Raw genomic sequence first — 16,199 nt, forward strand, 5'->3', positions numbered from 1 at the left:
TCGGGCAAAACGCCGGTAGATAGTTATGTTTATTAAATATTTTCCTTTACTTATAATATCATAAGCGCACATAAAAAAAGGAAAAGATTACAGATCTTTTCCCTCTTTTCTAAATCTTTGTGCTCTGATTTTACAGGTCAGATAATTCAGCTCCGGCTTTGAATTTAACCACTTTTTTTGCTGGAATATCAATAGCTTCTTTAGTTCTGGGATTGATACCCTTTCTTGCAGCTTTTTCTGATACAGAATATGTACCGAAGCCCACAAGAGCAATTTTTTCACCTTTTTTCAATTCGGCACCTACTGTTTCAATAAATGCATCTAGTGCTTTTTTAGAGTCAACTTTGCTTAGTCCAGCTTTTTCTGAAATAGCATTAATCAGTTCAGTTTTATTCATAATATTGCAATAAAAAAATAAATTAATTAATTAAACTGTATTTTAACGACTTACTTACATATTTAAACACCAAATATAGATTATAGTTTAGTAACTATCAAAAAAAAAGATAAAAAAACAGCCCTTAAAAGGGGTTTTGATCTAAAAAAATACCAAACTAAGCCTCTTAGAGCTGTGCTAACGAAAAATATACGTAAATTTGCCTAAAATTAGAGTATAGAAAAATATATAAGGTCTCAGATTTATTTATTACTTTGGTTAGTATAATAGCGAGAGATACTTGTAGTTTCAAAATGTAAAAATAATATTTACTGTTACTTATATGAATCAGAGTAGAGGAGGAATGTTTGCATCGGTGCCACCGGTAACATTGAATATAATTATTATAAATGTGTTGTTCTGGCTTGTACAGGTTGTATTTGCCAATAAAGGAATAGATATTTCGACTTATCTGGGACTCCATTATTTTAAGTCGGATTTGTTTTATCCTCACCAACTCTTCACATACATGTTTTTGCACGATCCTTCAGGAATCACGCATGTGTTTTTTAATATGTTTGCCGTTTTTATGTTCGGCAGAACATTGGAGATGATATGGGGAGGGAAACGATTCCTTTTTTATTACATTACGACAGGTATCGGAGCTGCATTATTTAATATGTTGGTTGTGTATATACGTATCAATTCGGCAGAAAGTGCATTGTCTCCCGATATTCTTGCGGAGATATATAAAAATGGAGCGGAACTGATCAGTACGGGTCGAAACTATGCCGATCCATTGTTGGGCAATTTCAATGCCTTGTTAAATCAGACAATGGTGGGGGCATCGGGTGCCGTTTTTGGGATTCTTGTCGCATTCGGGATGTTATTCCCTAATGTTGAATTGATGCTTCTGTTTTTTCCTGTTCCTATTAAAGCCAAATACTTTGTTATTCTTTATGGAATTATGGAACTATTTATGGGAGTATGGGATAGAGCCGGAGATAATGTAGCACACTTTGCTCACTTGGGTGGATTGTTGACAGGGTTTATACTGGTATTATATTGGAGGAGAAATAATAAGAGGGATGGGAAATTCTATTAAAACAATATTTAATAACATAAAATACCGCGATTCATTGTCACAATTGATAATTGTCAATGTGGCTGTGTTTCTTGTTATTGGATTATTGAGAGTGTTCGCAGTTTTATTTGAGCTGCAAACTCCCGATTTGCAGGCGTATATCGAGGTGTCTTCTAATATCGGTACTACAGCCAAACATATTTGGGTGTTGTTTACGTATATGTTTGTTCACTACGAGATATTGCATATTCTGTTTAATATGCTTATGCTGTATTGGTTCGGACGTATATTTTTGACTTATTTTACACCCAAAAATTTGGTTGCCCTCTATGTGTTGGGCGGGCTTGCCGGTGCACTCTTTTATATTTTGACATTTAATACGATACCTTATTTCCTGAAAATGAATCCTTCATCTATGATCGGAGCCTCGGCTTCGGTTATGGCAATTATATTCGGAGCTGCTTTTTACAATAAAGATCAGGAAGTGATGATGCTCCTGTTTGGACGTGTGAAAATTATATACATTGCAATATTTATATTTGTCCTTGATTTTCTGGCTTTGGGCGGAAGCTCTAATGTCGGAGGACATATTGCTCATATAGGAGGAGCTTTGATCGGTTATTATTACGCAATTCAGTACCGAAAAGGAAAAGATATTACACGTTGGATTAATCTTTTGATCGATAAGATTGTTAATCTATTTAAAGCTAAGCCAAAGATGAGGGTTACGCGTAATAATTATAATTCGAAAGACGATGCAAGTTATAATCAGCGTAAGCATAGCGAATCTCTGGAGGTAGACCGTATCTTGGACAAGATAAAACAGTCTGGCTACAATAGCTTGAATGATGATGAAAAAAAACGATTATTTGATGCCAGTAACAAGTAAGCAGATATTTGAATATTTAAGACGTACCTTTCGATCTTTTGTTCTTGGGGTAAATATATTTACCTTACTATTGCTGTTAAGCTCTTTTCTTAGTTGGAGTATTTCGCCTGCCCGAACTCTTATATTTGCTTATTTAGGTTTGGCTTTCCCTTTTATATTGGTAGCTAATTTATTGTTACTTGTTTTCTGGTGCATTGCATCAAGATGGAAAGTGGTGCTGTTGAATATCGTGGTTTTGGTTATATGTTATAGTCCGATTATCACTTATTTCCCTGTTAATATATTTCGGAGTAGCCCCCCTGAAGGAAGTATTAAGATATTGTCTTATAATGTAAGAGGGTTTAATTGGGAACTGGACAAGAAGTGGACGGCAGATATGCCTGTGGTTCAATATCTGAAATCGGTAGATGCCGATATCATATGTATGCAGGAGTACATGGCTTCTACCAGTGATAAGCATGCCAGTACGAGAAACTTACAGAAGGTACTGAAAGTGTATCCCTATTATTCGGTGATACCTTTGCGTCCGACTAATGGAGGGTATGCTTATGGTTTGGCTTGTTTTTCTAAATACCCGATCAAAGCTATTCAGAGTATTCCTATTGTTTCCTCAGACAACGGAGTTGCGATGTATAAGATAGATGTAAATGGTAAGATAATCACTGTGATAAATAATCATTTGGAATCTAATAGATTAACAATGAAGGATAAAAAGCTTTATAGAGATTTTCTTAGAGTCAGAGATTCCCGTAAATTTGATGAAGTTGCTCAAAATCTGGATAATAAACTAGGTTTGGCATACAGGAAGCGAGCCCCTCAGGTGGATATGGTAGCTCGCTATGTGGCAGAGCAAACTACTGATGCGGTAATTGTTTGTGGAGATTTTAATGATAGTCCGATATCTTATTCGTATAAAACAATAAAGAAGGATTTATTGGATTCATATGCTGAAACAGGTTTTGGACCGGGAATAACTTATCACGAGAATTATTTTTGGTTCAGAATAGATTTTATCATGCATTCGAAGAATTTGAAAGCGTATCAATGTACAGTAGATAAAGTTAAACTTTCGGACCATTATCCCGTTTGGGCTTATTTAAGTTTTAAATAAGGTCTTAGATCTGGTTTTTTATTGAATGCTTAGGCTGGTTAGAGCAATTTAATAATCAGTGAATATTTATTTTCAAAAAAAAGTTATGTATAAAATTAGTAAACAGTTTGCTTTTTCAGCATCTCATATATTAGAAGGACTTTCCGAAGATCATCCTTGTTCAAGATTGCATGGGCATAACTATATTATTACCGTTCATCTTAAGTCGGAGACTTTAAATGAGGTCGGTTTTGTAAAAGATTACAGAGAGTTGAGTATTATAAAAGAATATATAGACAACACTTTAGATCACAGGCACCTGAATGATGTGTTTTCAGTAAATCCTACAGCCGAAAACATAGCACGTGAGTTGTATACTATTTTCGTGAAAGAAATTCCGCAGATATATGCTGTCGAAGTTTGCGAAACACCTAAAACATCTGCTATATATGAAGCTTAACGTAAATGAAATATTTTATTCATTGCAGGGTGAAGGGGGTAGAGTAGGAGAGCCTTCTATATTTATCAGACTGACCCAGTGTAATCTGACATGTTCTTTTTGTGATACAGATTTTGCAGAAGGTGATGATATGACTTTGGATGAGATAGCTGAGGCTATTGCTGTATACCCTTGTAAATGGATTATCTGGACGGGTGGTGAACCTACTATTCAGTTAAAAGATGAGCATGTGGCTTTCTTTAGAGATAAAGGTTATAAACAAGCCATAGAAACAAACGGTACACGACGCGTACCATCTCTGATAGATTATATTACGTGCAGTCCTAAAATGAAATATGAGGACATTCGTAAGAAGATTCCTGTGGTAAATGAAATCCGTATTCCAATTGAAAGAGGGAATATATTGCCAGATGTATCGGTATTTCCAAAAGCTGATAAATATTTTGTGAGTCCTATATTCGATGGGGATAAGATTAATCCGGATAATGTCAGTTACTGTGTTGACTTGGTGAAAGAGAATCCGCAGTGGAGTTTAAGCCTGCAGGTGCATAAATTGATACATATCGAATGAATAAATTTGAATTACATATATTGGGTTGTGGCTCAGCTTTGCCAACCATGCAACATGCTCCCACAGCACAAGTTTTAAATGTCAGAGAAAAATTATTCATGATAGATTGCGGTGAGGGTACTCAGCTGCAATTCAGAAGAGCCCGTTTACGTTTCAATCGTCTGAATCAAATATTTATCTCTCATTTACATGGTGACCATTGTTTTGGTTTGATCGGCTTGATATCTACTTTGGGCTTATTAGGTAGAACCGGTGATTTAGTTATACATGCGGTTGCCGATCTGGAGAAACTTTTACGTCCTCAATTAGACTATTTTTGTAAAGATTTATCGTTTCAGGTAATAATAAAGCCCTTTGATCATACCAAACATGAAGTAATTTATCAGGATCGATCTGTAAAAGTTTCCACTATACCATTAGATCATCGGGTTGCTTGTGCGGGATTTCTTTTCGAAGAAGCTGAGAATGATTTACATCTGGATGGAGCAGCTATTAAATTTTATAATATTCCGATAAAAGATCTGGCAGGTATAAAAAAAGGTGCGGATTATATTGCAGAGGATGGTCAAGTTATTCTCAACAATAGATTGACTAAACCGGCGGATGCTTCCCGTAAATATGCATTCTGCTCAGATACAGCATACAAGGAGGATATAATTCCGATTATACAGGGAGTGGATTTGTTGTATCATGAGGCTACTTTTCTGGAAGAGGATAAGGCTCGTGCAAGAGATACCAGACACACAACGGCAAGGCAGGCTGCACAGATTGCTTTGAAGGCCAATGTGAAGAAATTAATGCTGGGTCATTACTCGTCAAGATACTCTGACGACAGCTTGTTTTTGGATGAGGCAGTGAAGATTTTTCCTCATACTATTCTTGCTAACGAATTATTATTGGAAAAATTGTAAAACGCTGAAAAAAAAAGTGTTTTACCAGTTGAATTTAACTAAAAAGCATTATATTTGTAAGCATCTAATTTAACAAATGGAAAAGATAATAAAAATATTAATACTGGCAGCCTTCTTTGCTTTGCCTTTCGTGGGGTTCTCTCAAGATAGGAAAGATGGGTTTGACTCTGAAAAACAAGGAGTTGAACTAACCATCAATGGCGAAAAGTTTGTAGTAGAAAACCTGCCACAAGATGGTACTATAGAGGTTTTTAATATTTTGGGAACTAAAGTTATGACTTTCAACGTTAATAGTGGAACAAATTCCAACCGTGTAAATCTTCCTAAAGGATATTATATCCTCAAATCAGATAATGTAACAAAGAAAGTGGTAGTTAAATAACCGCTTTTTCTGATTTTATCACCTCTCCATTTCCTATCTAACAAAAAATAACCCTATAATGTATTATTATAGAGTTCAATTTGTATGTGTAAAGTATTCGACAAAATAGCCAAAGACTTTGTATTTTATTCTATGTTGACTCTTTCTACTTCTATTTCCTTATTTAGAAATATGGATGCAGACTCTTTGAACTTAGATGCAGATTCTGTCGTGTAATATTTAGTTTCTCCATGTTTAGTGCAGTTTTCCTCTATCTCAGGGTGGCGGTTAAGGTAGTTTTCGAGGCTTTCAGCGATATATTTCCCCTGAGTTAATATCTGTAACCCGGATGGTGCATATTGTCTGATTTTATCAAGTAAAAGAGGGTAGTGGGTGCATCCTAATATAAGCGTGTCTATAGATTCATCTTTGCTTAAGATACTATTCATATCTTTCTGTATAAAATAATCGGCTCCGGGGCTATTAAATTCGTTATTCTCTACTATTGGAACCCACATAGGGCAAGCATGGGTGTTAACTATAATGTCAGGATATAATTTATTTATTTCTATCGAATACGATTCCGATTGTATAGTTCCGGGAGTTCCTACAATACCTATATGACGGGTTTTACTTATATTACCTATAATTTCGGCAGTAGGACGTATTATTCCAAGTACTCTTTTGTTCGGATTGATATGGGGCAGGTCGTTTTGTTGGATTGTTCTCAACGCCTTTGCTGAGGCTGTGTTGCAAGCCAGTATAACAAGGTTGCAGCCTTGCTCAAAGAGAGCTAAAACAGCTTGCTTCGTAAATTCATATACTACATCGAATGATCGGGTTCCGTAAGGTGCCCTCGAGTTATCGCCCAAGTAAATATAATCGTATTGAGGAAGTAGCTTTTGTATTTCGGAGAGAATGGTTAATCCTCCGTATCCTGAGTCGAATACTCCGATTGATCCTGGAGTGAGATTCTTTTTCATAATTGAGCCTCTTTGATCTGGGGGCAAGTAAAATCCGATGGATTTATCTTCTGTTTGATTGTAATCTGGCTTTTACCAATGGATTTGCATCGATAGCGTTGGGCGTAAGGAATGCAATAGCAGGATTAGCCCTGTCATATATGCAGGTATATCCTTGCTCTATTCCTATCTGATTAACAACCTCTTTTAGTCTCTCGCGGAGGGGAGCGATCAATTGTGCTTCCTGACTTTCAACGTCTTCCTGAGCTACTTTCATGAAACGGTTTATATTCTGTTCCAATTCATATAGTTCCTGCATACGTCTCAACTTAATGCTTTCGGCTAATTTATTTTGGTTGGATAAAAAGTCGGTATACTTATTATTGTAATCATTTTGCATTACCGCCAGTTCATCTTTGTATTTCTGATTCAATTCGCTGATTGCTTTGGAAGCGGCTACCTTACCTGGGATTGTCTCCAGTAATTCAATAGAATTGATGTATGCAGTTTTTTCGCTAGTCGTCTGAATTGACTGTGCTGAAATAGTATGGATGAATGTAATTGATATAATAAGTAATGCAGAAAGAAATATTCTTTTGGCCATCATAATAGAATGAAAATTAATATTATTGAATGGTTAAGGTCTTAGACCTTTTTGTTGCTTTGGTAAGCATAACAGCAATAGTCTGTTATAATTCGAAAGTATTTAATGATATACTTTCCTTTACTTAATACAAAGATTCAGCGTAGATTTATCGGGCCTCTACCGCCGTACCTGATTGATAGTTGTGTGTTTTCGGTGGTATATTTTGTGGGATACCACCGATCAAGGCATGATTGCTTGGTTACAACTATCAATTGGTTCTTAGGTTATGGTTACAAATATAATAAAATCTTTTTATTATAATGTTTTCTTTACTTCAATTTGTTCAAACGCTTCAATTATATCTCCAACTTTCAGGTCATTGTAGTTGTGAATGTTCAGTCCACATTCGTATCCGAATGCAACTTCTTTCACATCGTCTTTGAAACGTTTCAATGAGCCCAGATCCCCGGAGTAGATCACGATACCATCGCGGATGATACGTATCTTATTAGAGCGTTTAATCTTACCTTCTTTCACCATACAACCGGCAACTGTACCGACTTTGGTAATTTTGAATACTTCACGTACTTCAACGTTTGCAGTGATCTCTTCTTTGATATCGGGTGATAACATACCTTCCATTGCAGCAGTAATCTCTTCAATCGCATCATAGATGATAGAGTATAAACGAATTTCGACTCCGTCTTTTTCTGCTATTCTTCTGGCGGCAACCGATGGACGTACCTGGAAACCAATTACAATTGCATCAGATGCTGCGGCAAGTGTAATATCCGATTCGGAGATAGCTCCTACTGCTTTGTGAATAACATTCACTTGTATTTCTTCGGTAGACAGACGTATTAAAGAGTCGGAAAGTGCTTCAACCGATCCATCCACGTCACCCTTCACAATTACATTTAATTGTTGGAAGTTACCGATAGCAATACGACGGCCTATATCGTCAAGTGTAAGTATTTTCTGAGTACGTAATCCTTGTTCACGTTGCAATTGTTCGCGTTTGCTGGCAATATCTCTTGCTTCTTGTTCCGATTCCAAAACGTGAAACATGTCTCCCGCCTGAGGTGCTCCGTTTAATCCTAAGATTAATACGGGTGCAGATGGTAAAGCTGTTTCGATTCGTTGATTACGTTCGTTAAACATTGCTTTTACACGTCCAAAATAAGTTCCTGCTAAAACAATATCTCCTTGTTTTAATGTTCCGTTCTGAACAAGTATAGTGGAGATGTATCCACGTCCTTTATCCAGAGAGGATTCTATAACAGAACCTGTTGCACGTTTGTTAGGATTGGCTTTTAATTCAAGAAGTTCAGCTTCTAACAATACTTTTTCTAAAAGTTCATCAATACCTATACCTTGTTTGGCTGAAATCTCTTGCGATTGGTATTTTCCTCCCCACGATTCTACAAGGTAGTTCATGTTTGCAAGAGTTTCTTTTATTTTTTCAGGATTTGCTCCCGGTTTATCTATTTTATTGATGGCAAAAACCATTGGTACACCGGCTGCGGCAGCATGGTTGATTGCTTCTATTGTCTGAGGCATAACGTTATCGTCAGCTGCAACAATGATAATCGCAATATCCGTTACTTTAGCACCACGGGCACGCATCGCTGTAAAGGCTTCGTGACCCGGAGTATCGAGGAATGTCATCGGTCTGCCGTCTTTAAGCTTTACATTGTATGCTCCGATGTGTTGAGTGATACCACCCGCTTCACCTGCAATAACATTAGTTTGACGGATTCTATCCAGTAATGAAGTCTTACCGTGGTCAACGTGTCCCATTACGGTAACGATTGGTGCACGTGGCTCTAAGTCTTCTTCATTATCTTCTTCTTCAGAGATTGCTTCAACTACCTCGGCGCTTACGTATTCAGTCTTAAATCCGAACTCTTCGGCAACGATATTGATTGTTTCTGCATCTAAACGTTGGTTGATAGATACCATCATACCGATGCTCATACAAGTTGAGATTACTTTAATTACCGGAACATTCATCATGTTAGCTAAGTCATTAGCTGTAACGAATTCGGTAATCTTCAGAATTCTGCTCTCTTGTTCTTGTTGTTCAAGCTCTTCTTGTTGACGTTGAGAAACAGCGTCTCTTTTTTCTTTACGATATTTAGCTCCTTTGGCCTTACCTCCCTTGTTGGTTAGTCTGGCAAGAGTTTCTTTTATTTGTTTTTGAACGTCCTCTTCTGTTACAGCTGCTTTAGGTGTAAGAATTGGTCTGCGTACATTTGTATTGACTTGTTTTGCCTTGTTATCTTTTTGAAGGTGAGGATTTGTTCCTCCGGGAGCAGCAATACCTTTCTCGATATCCACTTTCCCTTTTTTGATACGGGCTCTTTTCTTTCTTGCAGGATCATCCGGATCGTCAAGCTTAAGAGTTTTCTTTTGTTCGTCTACGCTTTCTTTCTTCAAAAGTTTAACGGTATTCTCTTTTACTTTCTTCGTGTCAGATAATTCTTTATCAATACGTTCTTTTCTCTTTTCTGCTTTTGTCTTTTTAGCAGGACGAGTTTTGTCGTTAATTGCACTAAGGTCAATAGTACCTTTTAGCACAATATTCGATTTAATAGAAGGATTATTAAGTCGGAATACATCATCGTCACCTTCCGGCGAATTCGATTGACCTGCTTCTGTTGTGTTTTCTTCTGTTACAACAACCTTAGCTTCTTCTTTAACTTCAGCAACCACTACCGGTTCTGCAATTATCGGTTCTTCTACGGTTTTTTCAACTTTCTCTGTTTTCTCAACTTCAGGTGCTTTTGCAGCAACTTTCTCTTCCTGTTTTTCCAGCTCTTCTTTTTGAGCAACAGGTTTGCTTTCTTCTTTTTCAACATGTAGAGGCTCAACTACCTCTGTCTTTTCTTCTTTTGTCAAAGTTGAACTTTTACTTTTGTTTAGATTGTCCAAATCGATTTTGTCTACAATCTGAATATGTGGTTTTATATCTTCCGGTACAACTGTTTTTATTTCCTCAACCTTTCTGTGTTGTGGAATTACCACATCATCCTCATCTTCTTCTTCCGAAGAATCGTCATGAGTAGCTTTCTTCTTTTCCTTTTGTAACTCTTTGTTTCTATCGGAGGCTAGTTTTATTTTCTTGTCTTTGCCAAATTCATTTACAAGAAGGTCATACTGTTCATCGTCAATCTTCGTATTAGGATTTGCTTCGACAGCAAAGCCTTTCTTCTGCAGGAATTCAACAAGACTATTGATCCCTACATTCAAATCCTTTGAAACTTTAATTAATCTTATAGACATACGTTTTTTTTAAATCATGAAAATTGAACAGGCTGAAAAGAATAAATTTTTGAGCATCCGTCAAATACTTAGGGTCTCAGACCTTTTTATTGCTTTGGTAAGCACAATAATCAAAGTTAATTATAATTGCAAAATAAAATATTTTACTTAACTCGGATTATACAAAAGTATTAAGAAATCATAGAATTACCAAATAAGAGTTATTCTTCATCTTCAAACTCTGCTCGTAAAATAGCAAAAAGCTCCTCAACGGTATCTTCTTCCAGATCGGCTTCTTTTGCAATTGTCTCTTTACTGGCTGCAAGAATACTCTTGGCAGTTACATATCCCAGTTTCTTAAGTTGCTCGATTACCCACTCGTCTATTTCGTCTCCGAATTCGTCCAGGTAGATATCCTCCTCGTCAACTTCATCGATGTCACGATATACGTCGATGGTGTATCCTGTAAGCATACTAGCCAGTTTGATGTTTAGTCCACCTTTACCGATGGCAAGAGAAACCTCTTCGGGGCGAAGGAATACCTCAGCTTTTCTCTCTTCATCATTCAGTTTGATAGTAGTGATTTTAGCAGGGCTTAAAGCTCTCTGTATATACAGGTTCATGTTCGATGTGTAGTTGATGATGTCGATGTTTTCGTTTCTCAACTCACGAACGATACCATGTATACGTGATCCTTTCATTCCCACACAAGCTCCTACGGGGTCGATGCGGTCGTCGTACGATTCTACGGCAACTTTAGCTCTTTCGCCCGGTATGCGTGCTATTTTCTTTATTGTTATTAATCCGTCGTTTATTTCGGGAACTTCAAGTTCGAATAATCTTTCCAAGAATACAGGAGAAGTTCTCGAAAGAATGATCTTAGGATTATTATTCTTATTGTCAACTCTTTCTACTACAGCTCTCACGTGCTCTCCTTTTCGGAAAAAGTCACTTGGGATTTGTTCTGTTTTAGGTAGTAAAAGTTCCTCTTTATCGTCATCTAAAAGAAGGATTTCTTTTTTCCAGATTTGGTATACCTCTCCGGAAACAATCTCTCCAATCTTTTCTTTATATTTATTATAAAGGCTGTCTTTTTGAAGTTCAAGAATTTTTGAAGCCAAAGTTTGGCGTAAGTTTAAGATCGCCCTGCGTCCGAAGTCTTCAAAGAAAACTTCATCGGTAACATCTTCACCGACTTCAAAATCTTTATCTATTTTTTTAGCTTCGGAAAGAGAAATCTCTATATTTGGATCTTCCAGTGCATCATCTTCTACTATCGTACGATTGCGCCAGATTTCCAAGTCTCCTTTGTCAGGATTGATAATGACATCGTAATTCTCGTCTGTCCCAAACATTTTCGCAATCACATTGCGGAATGAGTCTTCAAGAACACTTATCATTGTCATACGGTCGATATTTTTCAGGTCCTTAAATTCTGAAAAGGTATCAATCATGCTTATAACTTCTTTCTTAGCCATAGTTATTTAAATCTGATTAGATATTTTGTATATTTTACTTCATCGTATTTGAAAGACAAATCTTCTTCAACAGCTACTTTACGTTTAGCTCCTTCGGGCTTTTCCATTTTGGTGATAGTCACGGTAAATGCACTGTCATCGCAGCTTTTGAGTACTCCTGTCGTTTTTTGTCCTCCTTTAGTCAAAACTTCGACCTCATTGCCTATGTTTACCTCATATTGTCTGGTTATCTTGAAGGGAGAGGTTACTCCTGCAGATCCCACTTCCAGTTCAAAATCTTCAGCATCACGGTCAAGTTTCGATTCAATATGTTTACTTAACTTAATGCAATCTTCCAGGCTGACTCCTTCTTGGCTGTCAACTTCTACAATAATAATATTTCCGGGTCTTATGATTACGTCTACTAAAAACGTATCGGAGTTTACCAGAAAGTCTTCGGCGATATCTCGTATTTCTAATTTATTAATCATCTGTATTTATATCAACGAATGAAAAAGGAGAAAGCTTTAGCCTCCTCCCCCTTTAATATTGATGCAAATATAATGGAAAATATATCACATTCCAAATTTTAAGACTTTTTTATTTTCGAATCATTAACTAACAAAGACTCACTTAAACTGTTCTTCATACAGCGAATAATATTTTCCTTTCATCTCCAATAATTCTTTGTGACTGCCTTGTTCTATAATCTGCCCGTGTTCGAGGACTAATATTCTGTCTACATTCCGAACTGTGGAAAGCCTATGGGCGATAATAAAGCTGGTTCTGCCTTCCATTAACTTATCCAGTCCTCTCTGTATGAGAAGTTCGCTTCTGGTATCAATGTTGCTTGTGGCTTCATCCAAGAGTAGTATTGCAGGATTGGCTACAGCGGCTCGGGCGATGTTAAGTAATTGTCGTTGTCCCTGACTTAGATTCGCTCCATCATTCTCAAGCATAGTGTCATATCCGTGTGGCAGGCGTTTTATAAAAGAGTGGGCAGCGGTTAGTTTTGCAGCTTCTTCGACCTCTTGGTCTGTAGCTTCCAATCGGCCAAATCGGATATTTTCGCGTACGGTACCTGTAAATAGATGTGTATCTTGTAAAACGATTGCCATTGATTGCCTTAGGTTTTCGCGTTTTATTTCTTTTGTGGAAATACCATCAATAGTAATCTCTCCTGATTTGATGTCAAAGAAACGGGGAAACATGTTTAATATTGTCGTTTTTCCTGCGCCTGTAGTTCCGACTAATGCTATTTTTTCTCCCGGTTTTGCTTCTAGAGAGATTCCTTTTAATATTATTTTCTCAGGCTTATATCCAAAATAAACATCTTTCATAACTACATCGCCTTTTATATGGGGGAGTGTAATCGCATTAGGTGAATCTTCCGGTTCGGGAGCTTCGTCTATCACTTCGAAGATACGTTCAGCACCTGCTATTGCAGCCTGTATGTTGTTATATAGACTGGCAAGTTCATTAATCGGACGTCCGAATTGTCTTGAATATTGAAGAAAGGCAGCTAATCCGCCAACATCAAAACCTCTGAAAATGGCAAGTAATGCTCCGACGATAGTAATAATTACATAGTTCAACGTACTCAGGTTTTGCATGATAGGCATCATCATACCTGAATATAATTGAGCTTTTTCGGCTTTTCCTCTTAGGTTTTGGTTCAGTGTATCGAAATCGGCTTCTACTTTTTTCTCATGCCCGAATACTTTGATAACTTTCTGTCCGCTTATCATTTCTTCTATATAGCCGTTTACCTTGCCTAATTTTTCTTGTTGGGCTTTGAAGTATTTCTTACTCTGCTTTACAATCAGTTTAGCACTCAGAAACATGAGGGGGACAGTGATCATACTTACCAATGTGAGAACAGGACTTATGTAAAGCATCAGGCAAATGATACCTATAAGAGTCAGTGCACTAGATAGTAAGTCGGATAGACTATCGGTTAAGACATCGCTAATCTTATCTATATCGTTGGTGTAGCGGCTCATTAAGTCACCATGCTGATGTGTGTCAAAGTATTTTATAGGCAAGATCTCCATTTTTTTGAATAGCTCCATTCGAAGACGTGTAACTGTTCGTTGTCCTATTTTATTTAGCAGTCTGTATTCTATATATGTGGCAATTACACCGACTAAATATATAACAGCAAGTAATAAAAGTATTTTGAACAATCCCGGTATATTGCCCGGTATTATATAGTCGTTGATGATAGGGCGGAGCATATACGACCCTAAGAGGCTCGATATAATACTCACTATAATAAGGAGAGCAATAATATATAAAAGGCTACGGTCGCATGATAAATACGACATCAGGCGAAGGAAAGTTTTTTTTCCTTCCTTCGCTTCTTCTATGGGTTTTGAGTGATCTCCGTGTGCCATATTCAATAGTTACAAGTAATTAGTTACGAGTTACAAGTCCTGTTTTTTTGTGAAAAAACCGTGACCTTAGAATGCTAATTGTTGCGAGTTGTATATTTCCTTATATACTTTTGATCTTTCCATCAATTCGGACGGTTTACCTACTGCATCTATCTCTCCGTCTTCGAGAACTATAACCCTATCTGCCGATTGCATAGTGTTGATTCTCTGGGTTATGATAAATACTGTTGTGTTTTGTAACATTCTATTGAGGTTGGTTCGTATTTTCTGTTCAGTATCTGAATCAACAGCGCTTGTACTGTCATCCATAATCAATATTTTAGGTTTCCTCAATAAAGCCCGTGCAATGCATATGCGTTGTTTTTGCCCTCCTGATAAATTGATACCTCCTCTTCCTAATTTTGTGTTGTACCCATCTGTAAACGAAGAAATGAAATCGTGAGCTTCTGCCGCTTTGGCTGCTTCTATTATCTCTTCGTCCGTTGCATCGGGTTTACCCCACCTTAGGTTTTCTATAATTGTACCCGAGAAAAGTTCGTTCTTTTGTAGAACCATCCCTATCTTGGCATGTATTTCGTCCAGATTATAGTCTTTTACATTTACTCCGTCGATCAGTATTTTGCCCGAAGTGGCATCGTATAACCGGGGGATGAGTTGTATCATAGAGCTTTTGGCCGATCCTGTAGCTCCTACAATGGCAATGGTCTCACCTTGTTTGATCTGAAAATTGATATTCCGCAGAACATCATTCTCGCCTCCATAATGGCGAAAGCTGACATTGTGAAAAGCGACTTCTCCTTTTTCTATTTTGTGAATGTTTTGCAAGCCTTTGGGAGTATTTGTCAGAGACCGTTCGGTCTCCATTACTTCAAGGATTCGCTTTGAAGAGGCAGATGCCCGTGCAAATGCCATAATTGTCATCGATAGCAGCATCAGTGATAGGAGTATTTGTGATAGATAATTGACAAAAGAAATGAGCTCGCCTACTTTCAAGTTCCCTGATATTACCTTTTGACCGCCTATCCATAAAATCAAGATGACTGAGATGTTCATTATTAATTGCATAACGGGAAATACCGAAACTACAATATTGGATGCCCTGATAACCATATCCCGCAAGTCTTCGCTGCTGTTGGCGAATTTCTTTGCTTCGAAATCTTCTCTGACAAATGATTTTACAACACGTATATTTATCAGATTTTCACGAACTATACCATTGAGATGATCTACTTTTTGCTGTACTTTTATAAACAAGGGAAAACCCTTGCGCAGTATAAGATATATGCTAATGCTCAGCACGGGAATTACTCCGATAAGTACCAGTGCTAAATCTGCATTTATTTTGATGACAAAAAATATGGCAAGGAAAAGTATTAATGGAGATCGTAACAGTATACGCATCGATATCAGTATCACCTGCTGAATTTTGGTAATGTCGTTGGTGAGACGTGTAATTAATGATGCGGAGTTGAAACGGTCTATATCCGAAAAGGATAAGTGCTGTATCTTATTGAAAAGTTCGGTTCTCAGGTCTGTACCAAATCCAATGGAAGTTCGCGATGAAACATATATGTTGAGTATACTTGCAACTAACCCCACTATTGAAATCAGTATCATGTATCCGCCGATTCCAGTAATGACTGAAAGGTTTCGGGGCATGACTCCATTATCGATAATATCGGCCATAAGTAGAGGTTGCACTGTTTCGCACACTACATAAATCAGAACCAGAAAAGGACTGATTATTAAGCTAAGTTTGTATTTCTTCAGGATTTGCCAGTATCTTTTCATC

At 37.2% G+C, this 16,199-nt stretch carries 15 protein-coding genes; 7 read left to right on the forward strand and 8 right to left on the reverse strand.

Translation table 11 applies throughout. The features are described from left to right. Positions 1–130 precede the first annotated feature (130 nt). A complete protein-coding gene (locus CLV62_RS04575) occupies positions 131–397 on the reverse strand; it encodes an HU family DNA-binding protein (protein ID WP_050709651.1) in 267 nt (88 codons plus the stop codon). Positions 398–719: 322 nt separating this feature from the next. Between CLV62_RS04575 and CLV62_RS04580 the strand changes: the two genes are divergently transcribed. The 7 genes from CLV62_RS04580 to CLV62_RS04610 all read left to right on the forward strand — a co-directional run bounded on the left by CLV62_RS04580 (position 720) and on the right by CLV62_RS04610 (position 5,763). Next, the gene (locus CLV62_RS04580) at positions 720–1,481 is read left to right on the forward strand and encodes a rhomboid family intramembrane serine protease (protein WP_110309613.1); all 762 of its coding nucleotides are present in this window, start codon (positions 720–722) and stop codon (positions 1,479–1,481) included. Continuing rightward, a complete protein-coding gene (locus CLV62_RS04585; RefSeq protein ID WP_170120013.1) occupies positions 1,465–2,349 on the forward strand; it encodes a rhomboid family protein in 885 nt (294 codons plus the stop codon). Before CLV62_RS04580 ends, CLV62_RS04585 begins: the two co-directional genes overlap by 17 nt. After that, on the forward strand, positions 2,333–3,460 hold the full coding sequence (locus CLV62_RS04590) for an endonuclease/exonuclease/phosphatase family protein (protein ID WP_170120014.1): 1,128 nt from the start codon (positions 2,333–2,335) through the stop codon (positions 3,458–3,460). The genes CLV62_RS04585 and CLV62_RS04590 overlap by 17 nt, the downstream gene beginning before the upstream one ends. A gap of 85 nt (positions 3,461–3,545) precedes the next feature. Further along, positions 3,546–3,899 (forward strand): 6-pyruvoyl trahydropterin synthase family protein, encoded by a 354-nt coding sequence (locus CLV62_RS04595; RefSeq protein WP_110309615.1) that lies wholly within the window; start codon positions 3,546–3,548, stop codon positions 3,897–3,899. Beyond that, positions 3,889–4,470, forward strand: a complete 582-nt coding sequence (locus tag CLV62_RS04600; protein ID WP_110309616.1) for a 7-carboxy-7-deazaguanine synthase QueE — start codon at positions 3,889–3,891, stop codon at positions 4,468–4,470. The genes CLV62_RS04595 and CLV62_RS04600 overlap by 11 nt, the downstream gene beginning before the upstream one ends. After that, positions 4,467–5,381 carry a ribonuclease Z gene (locus CLV62_RS04605; RefSeq protein WP_110309617.1) on the forward strand — a complete coding sequence of 305 codons (915 nt, stop codon included), beginning with the start codon at positions 4,467–4,469 and terminating at the stop codon, positions 5,379–5,381. The genes CLV62_RS04600 and CLV62_RS04605 overlap by 4 nt, the downstream gene beginning before the upstream one ends. A gap of 76 nt (positions 5,382–5,457) precedes the next feature. After that, positions 5,458–5,763, forward strand: a complete 306-nt coding sequence (locus CLV62_RS04610) for a T9SS type A sorting domain-containing protein (RefSeq protein ID WP_110309618.1) — start codon at positions 5,458–5,460, stop codon at positions 5,761–5,763. A 125-nt stretch (positions 5,764–5,888) separates the two neighbouring features. On the opposite strand, the gene murI is transcribed toward CLV62_RS04610, so the two are convergent. From murI to CLV62_RS04645, 7 genes are all read right to left on the reverse strand, one after another. Next, complete coding sequence (murI, locus tag CLV62_RS04615; protein ID WP_110309619.1) at positions 5,889–6,725, reverse strand: glutamate racemase; 837 nt, start codon at positions 6,723–6,725, stop codon at positions 5,889–5,891. Between the two features lie 43 nt (positions 6,726–6,768). Beyond that, positions 6,769–7,311 carry an OmpH family outer membrane protein gene (locus tag CLV62_RS04620; RefSeq protein WP_110309620.1) on the reverse strand — a complete coding sequence of 181 codons (543 nt, stop codon included), beginning with the start codon at positions 7,309–7,311 and terminating at the stop codon, positions 6,769–6,771. Positions 7,312–7,605: 294 nt separating this feature from the next. Further along, positions 7,606–10,575, reverse strand: coding sequence for a translation initiation factor IF-2 (infB, locus tag CLV62_RS04625; protein WP_110309621.1), 2,970 nt, complete (start codon positions 10,573–10,575; stop codon positions 7,606–7,608). A gap of 200 nt (positions 10,576–10,775) precedes the next feature. Further along, complete coding sequence (nusA, locus tag CLV62_RS04630) at positions 10,776–12,032, reverse strand: transcription termination factor NusA (protein ID WP_110309622.1); 1,257 nt, start codon at positions 12,030–12,032, stop codon at positions 10,776–10,778. A 2-nt stretch (positions 12,033–12,034) separates the two neighbouring features. Next, complete coding sequence (gene rimP, locus CLV62_RS04635; RefSeq protein ID WP_110309623.1) at positions 12,035–12,502, reverse strand: ribosome assembly cofactor RimP; 468 nt, start codon at positions 12,500–12,502, stop codon at positions 12,035–12,037. 138 nt (positions 12,503–12,640) lie between these two features. Further along, positions 12,641–14,407 (reverse strand): ABC transporter ATP-binding protein, encoded by a 1,767-nt coding sequence (locus tag CLV62_RS04640; protein ID WP_110309624.1) that lies wholly within the window; start codon positions 14,405–14,407, stop codon positions 12,641–12,643. A 66-nt stretch (positions 14,408–14,473) separates the two neighbouring features. Then, a complete protein-coding gene (locus CLV62_RS04645) occupies positions 14,474–16,198 on the reverse strand; it encodes an ABC transporter ATP-binding protein (protein ID WP_110309625.1) in 1,725 nt (574 codons plus the stop codon). Between the last annotated feature and the right edge of the window lies 1 nt (position 16,199).

This window comes from Indolivaga alginatilytica (assembly GCF_003201355.1).
GTDB classification, from domain to species: Bacteria; Bacteroidota; Bacteroidia; order Bacteroidales; family Dysgonomonadaceae; genus Dysgonomonas_A; species Dysgonomonas_A alginatilytica.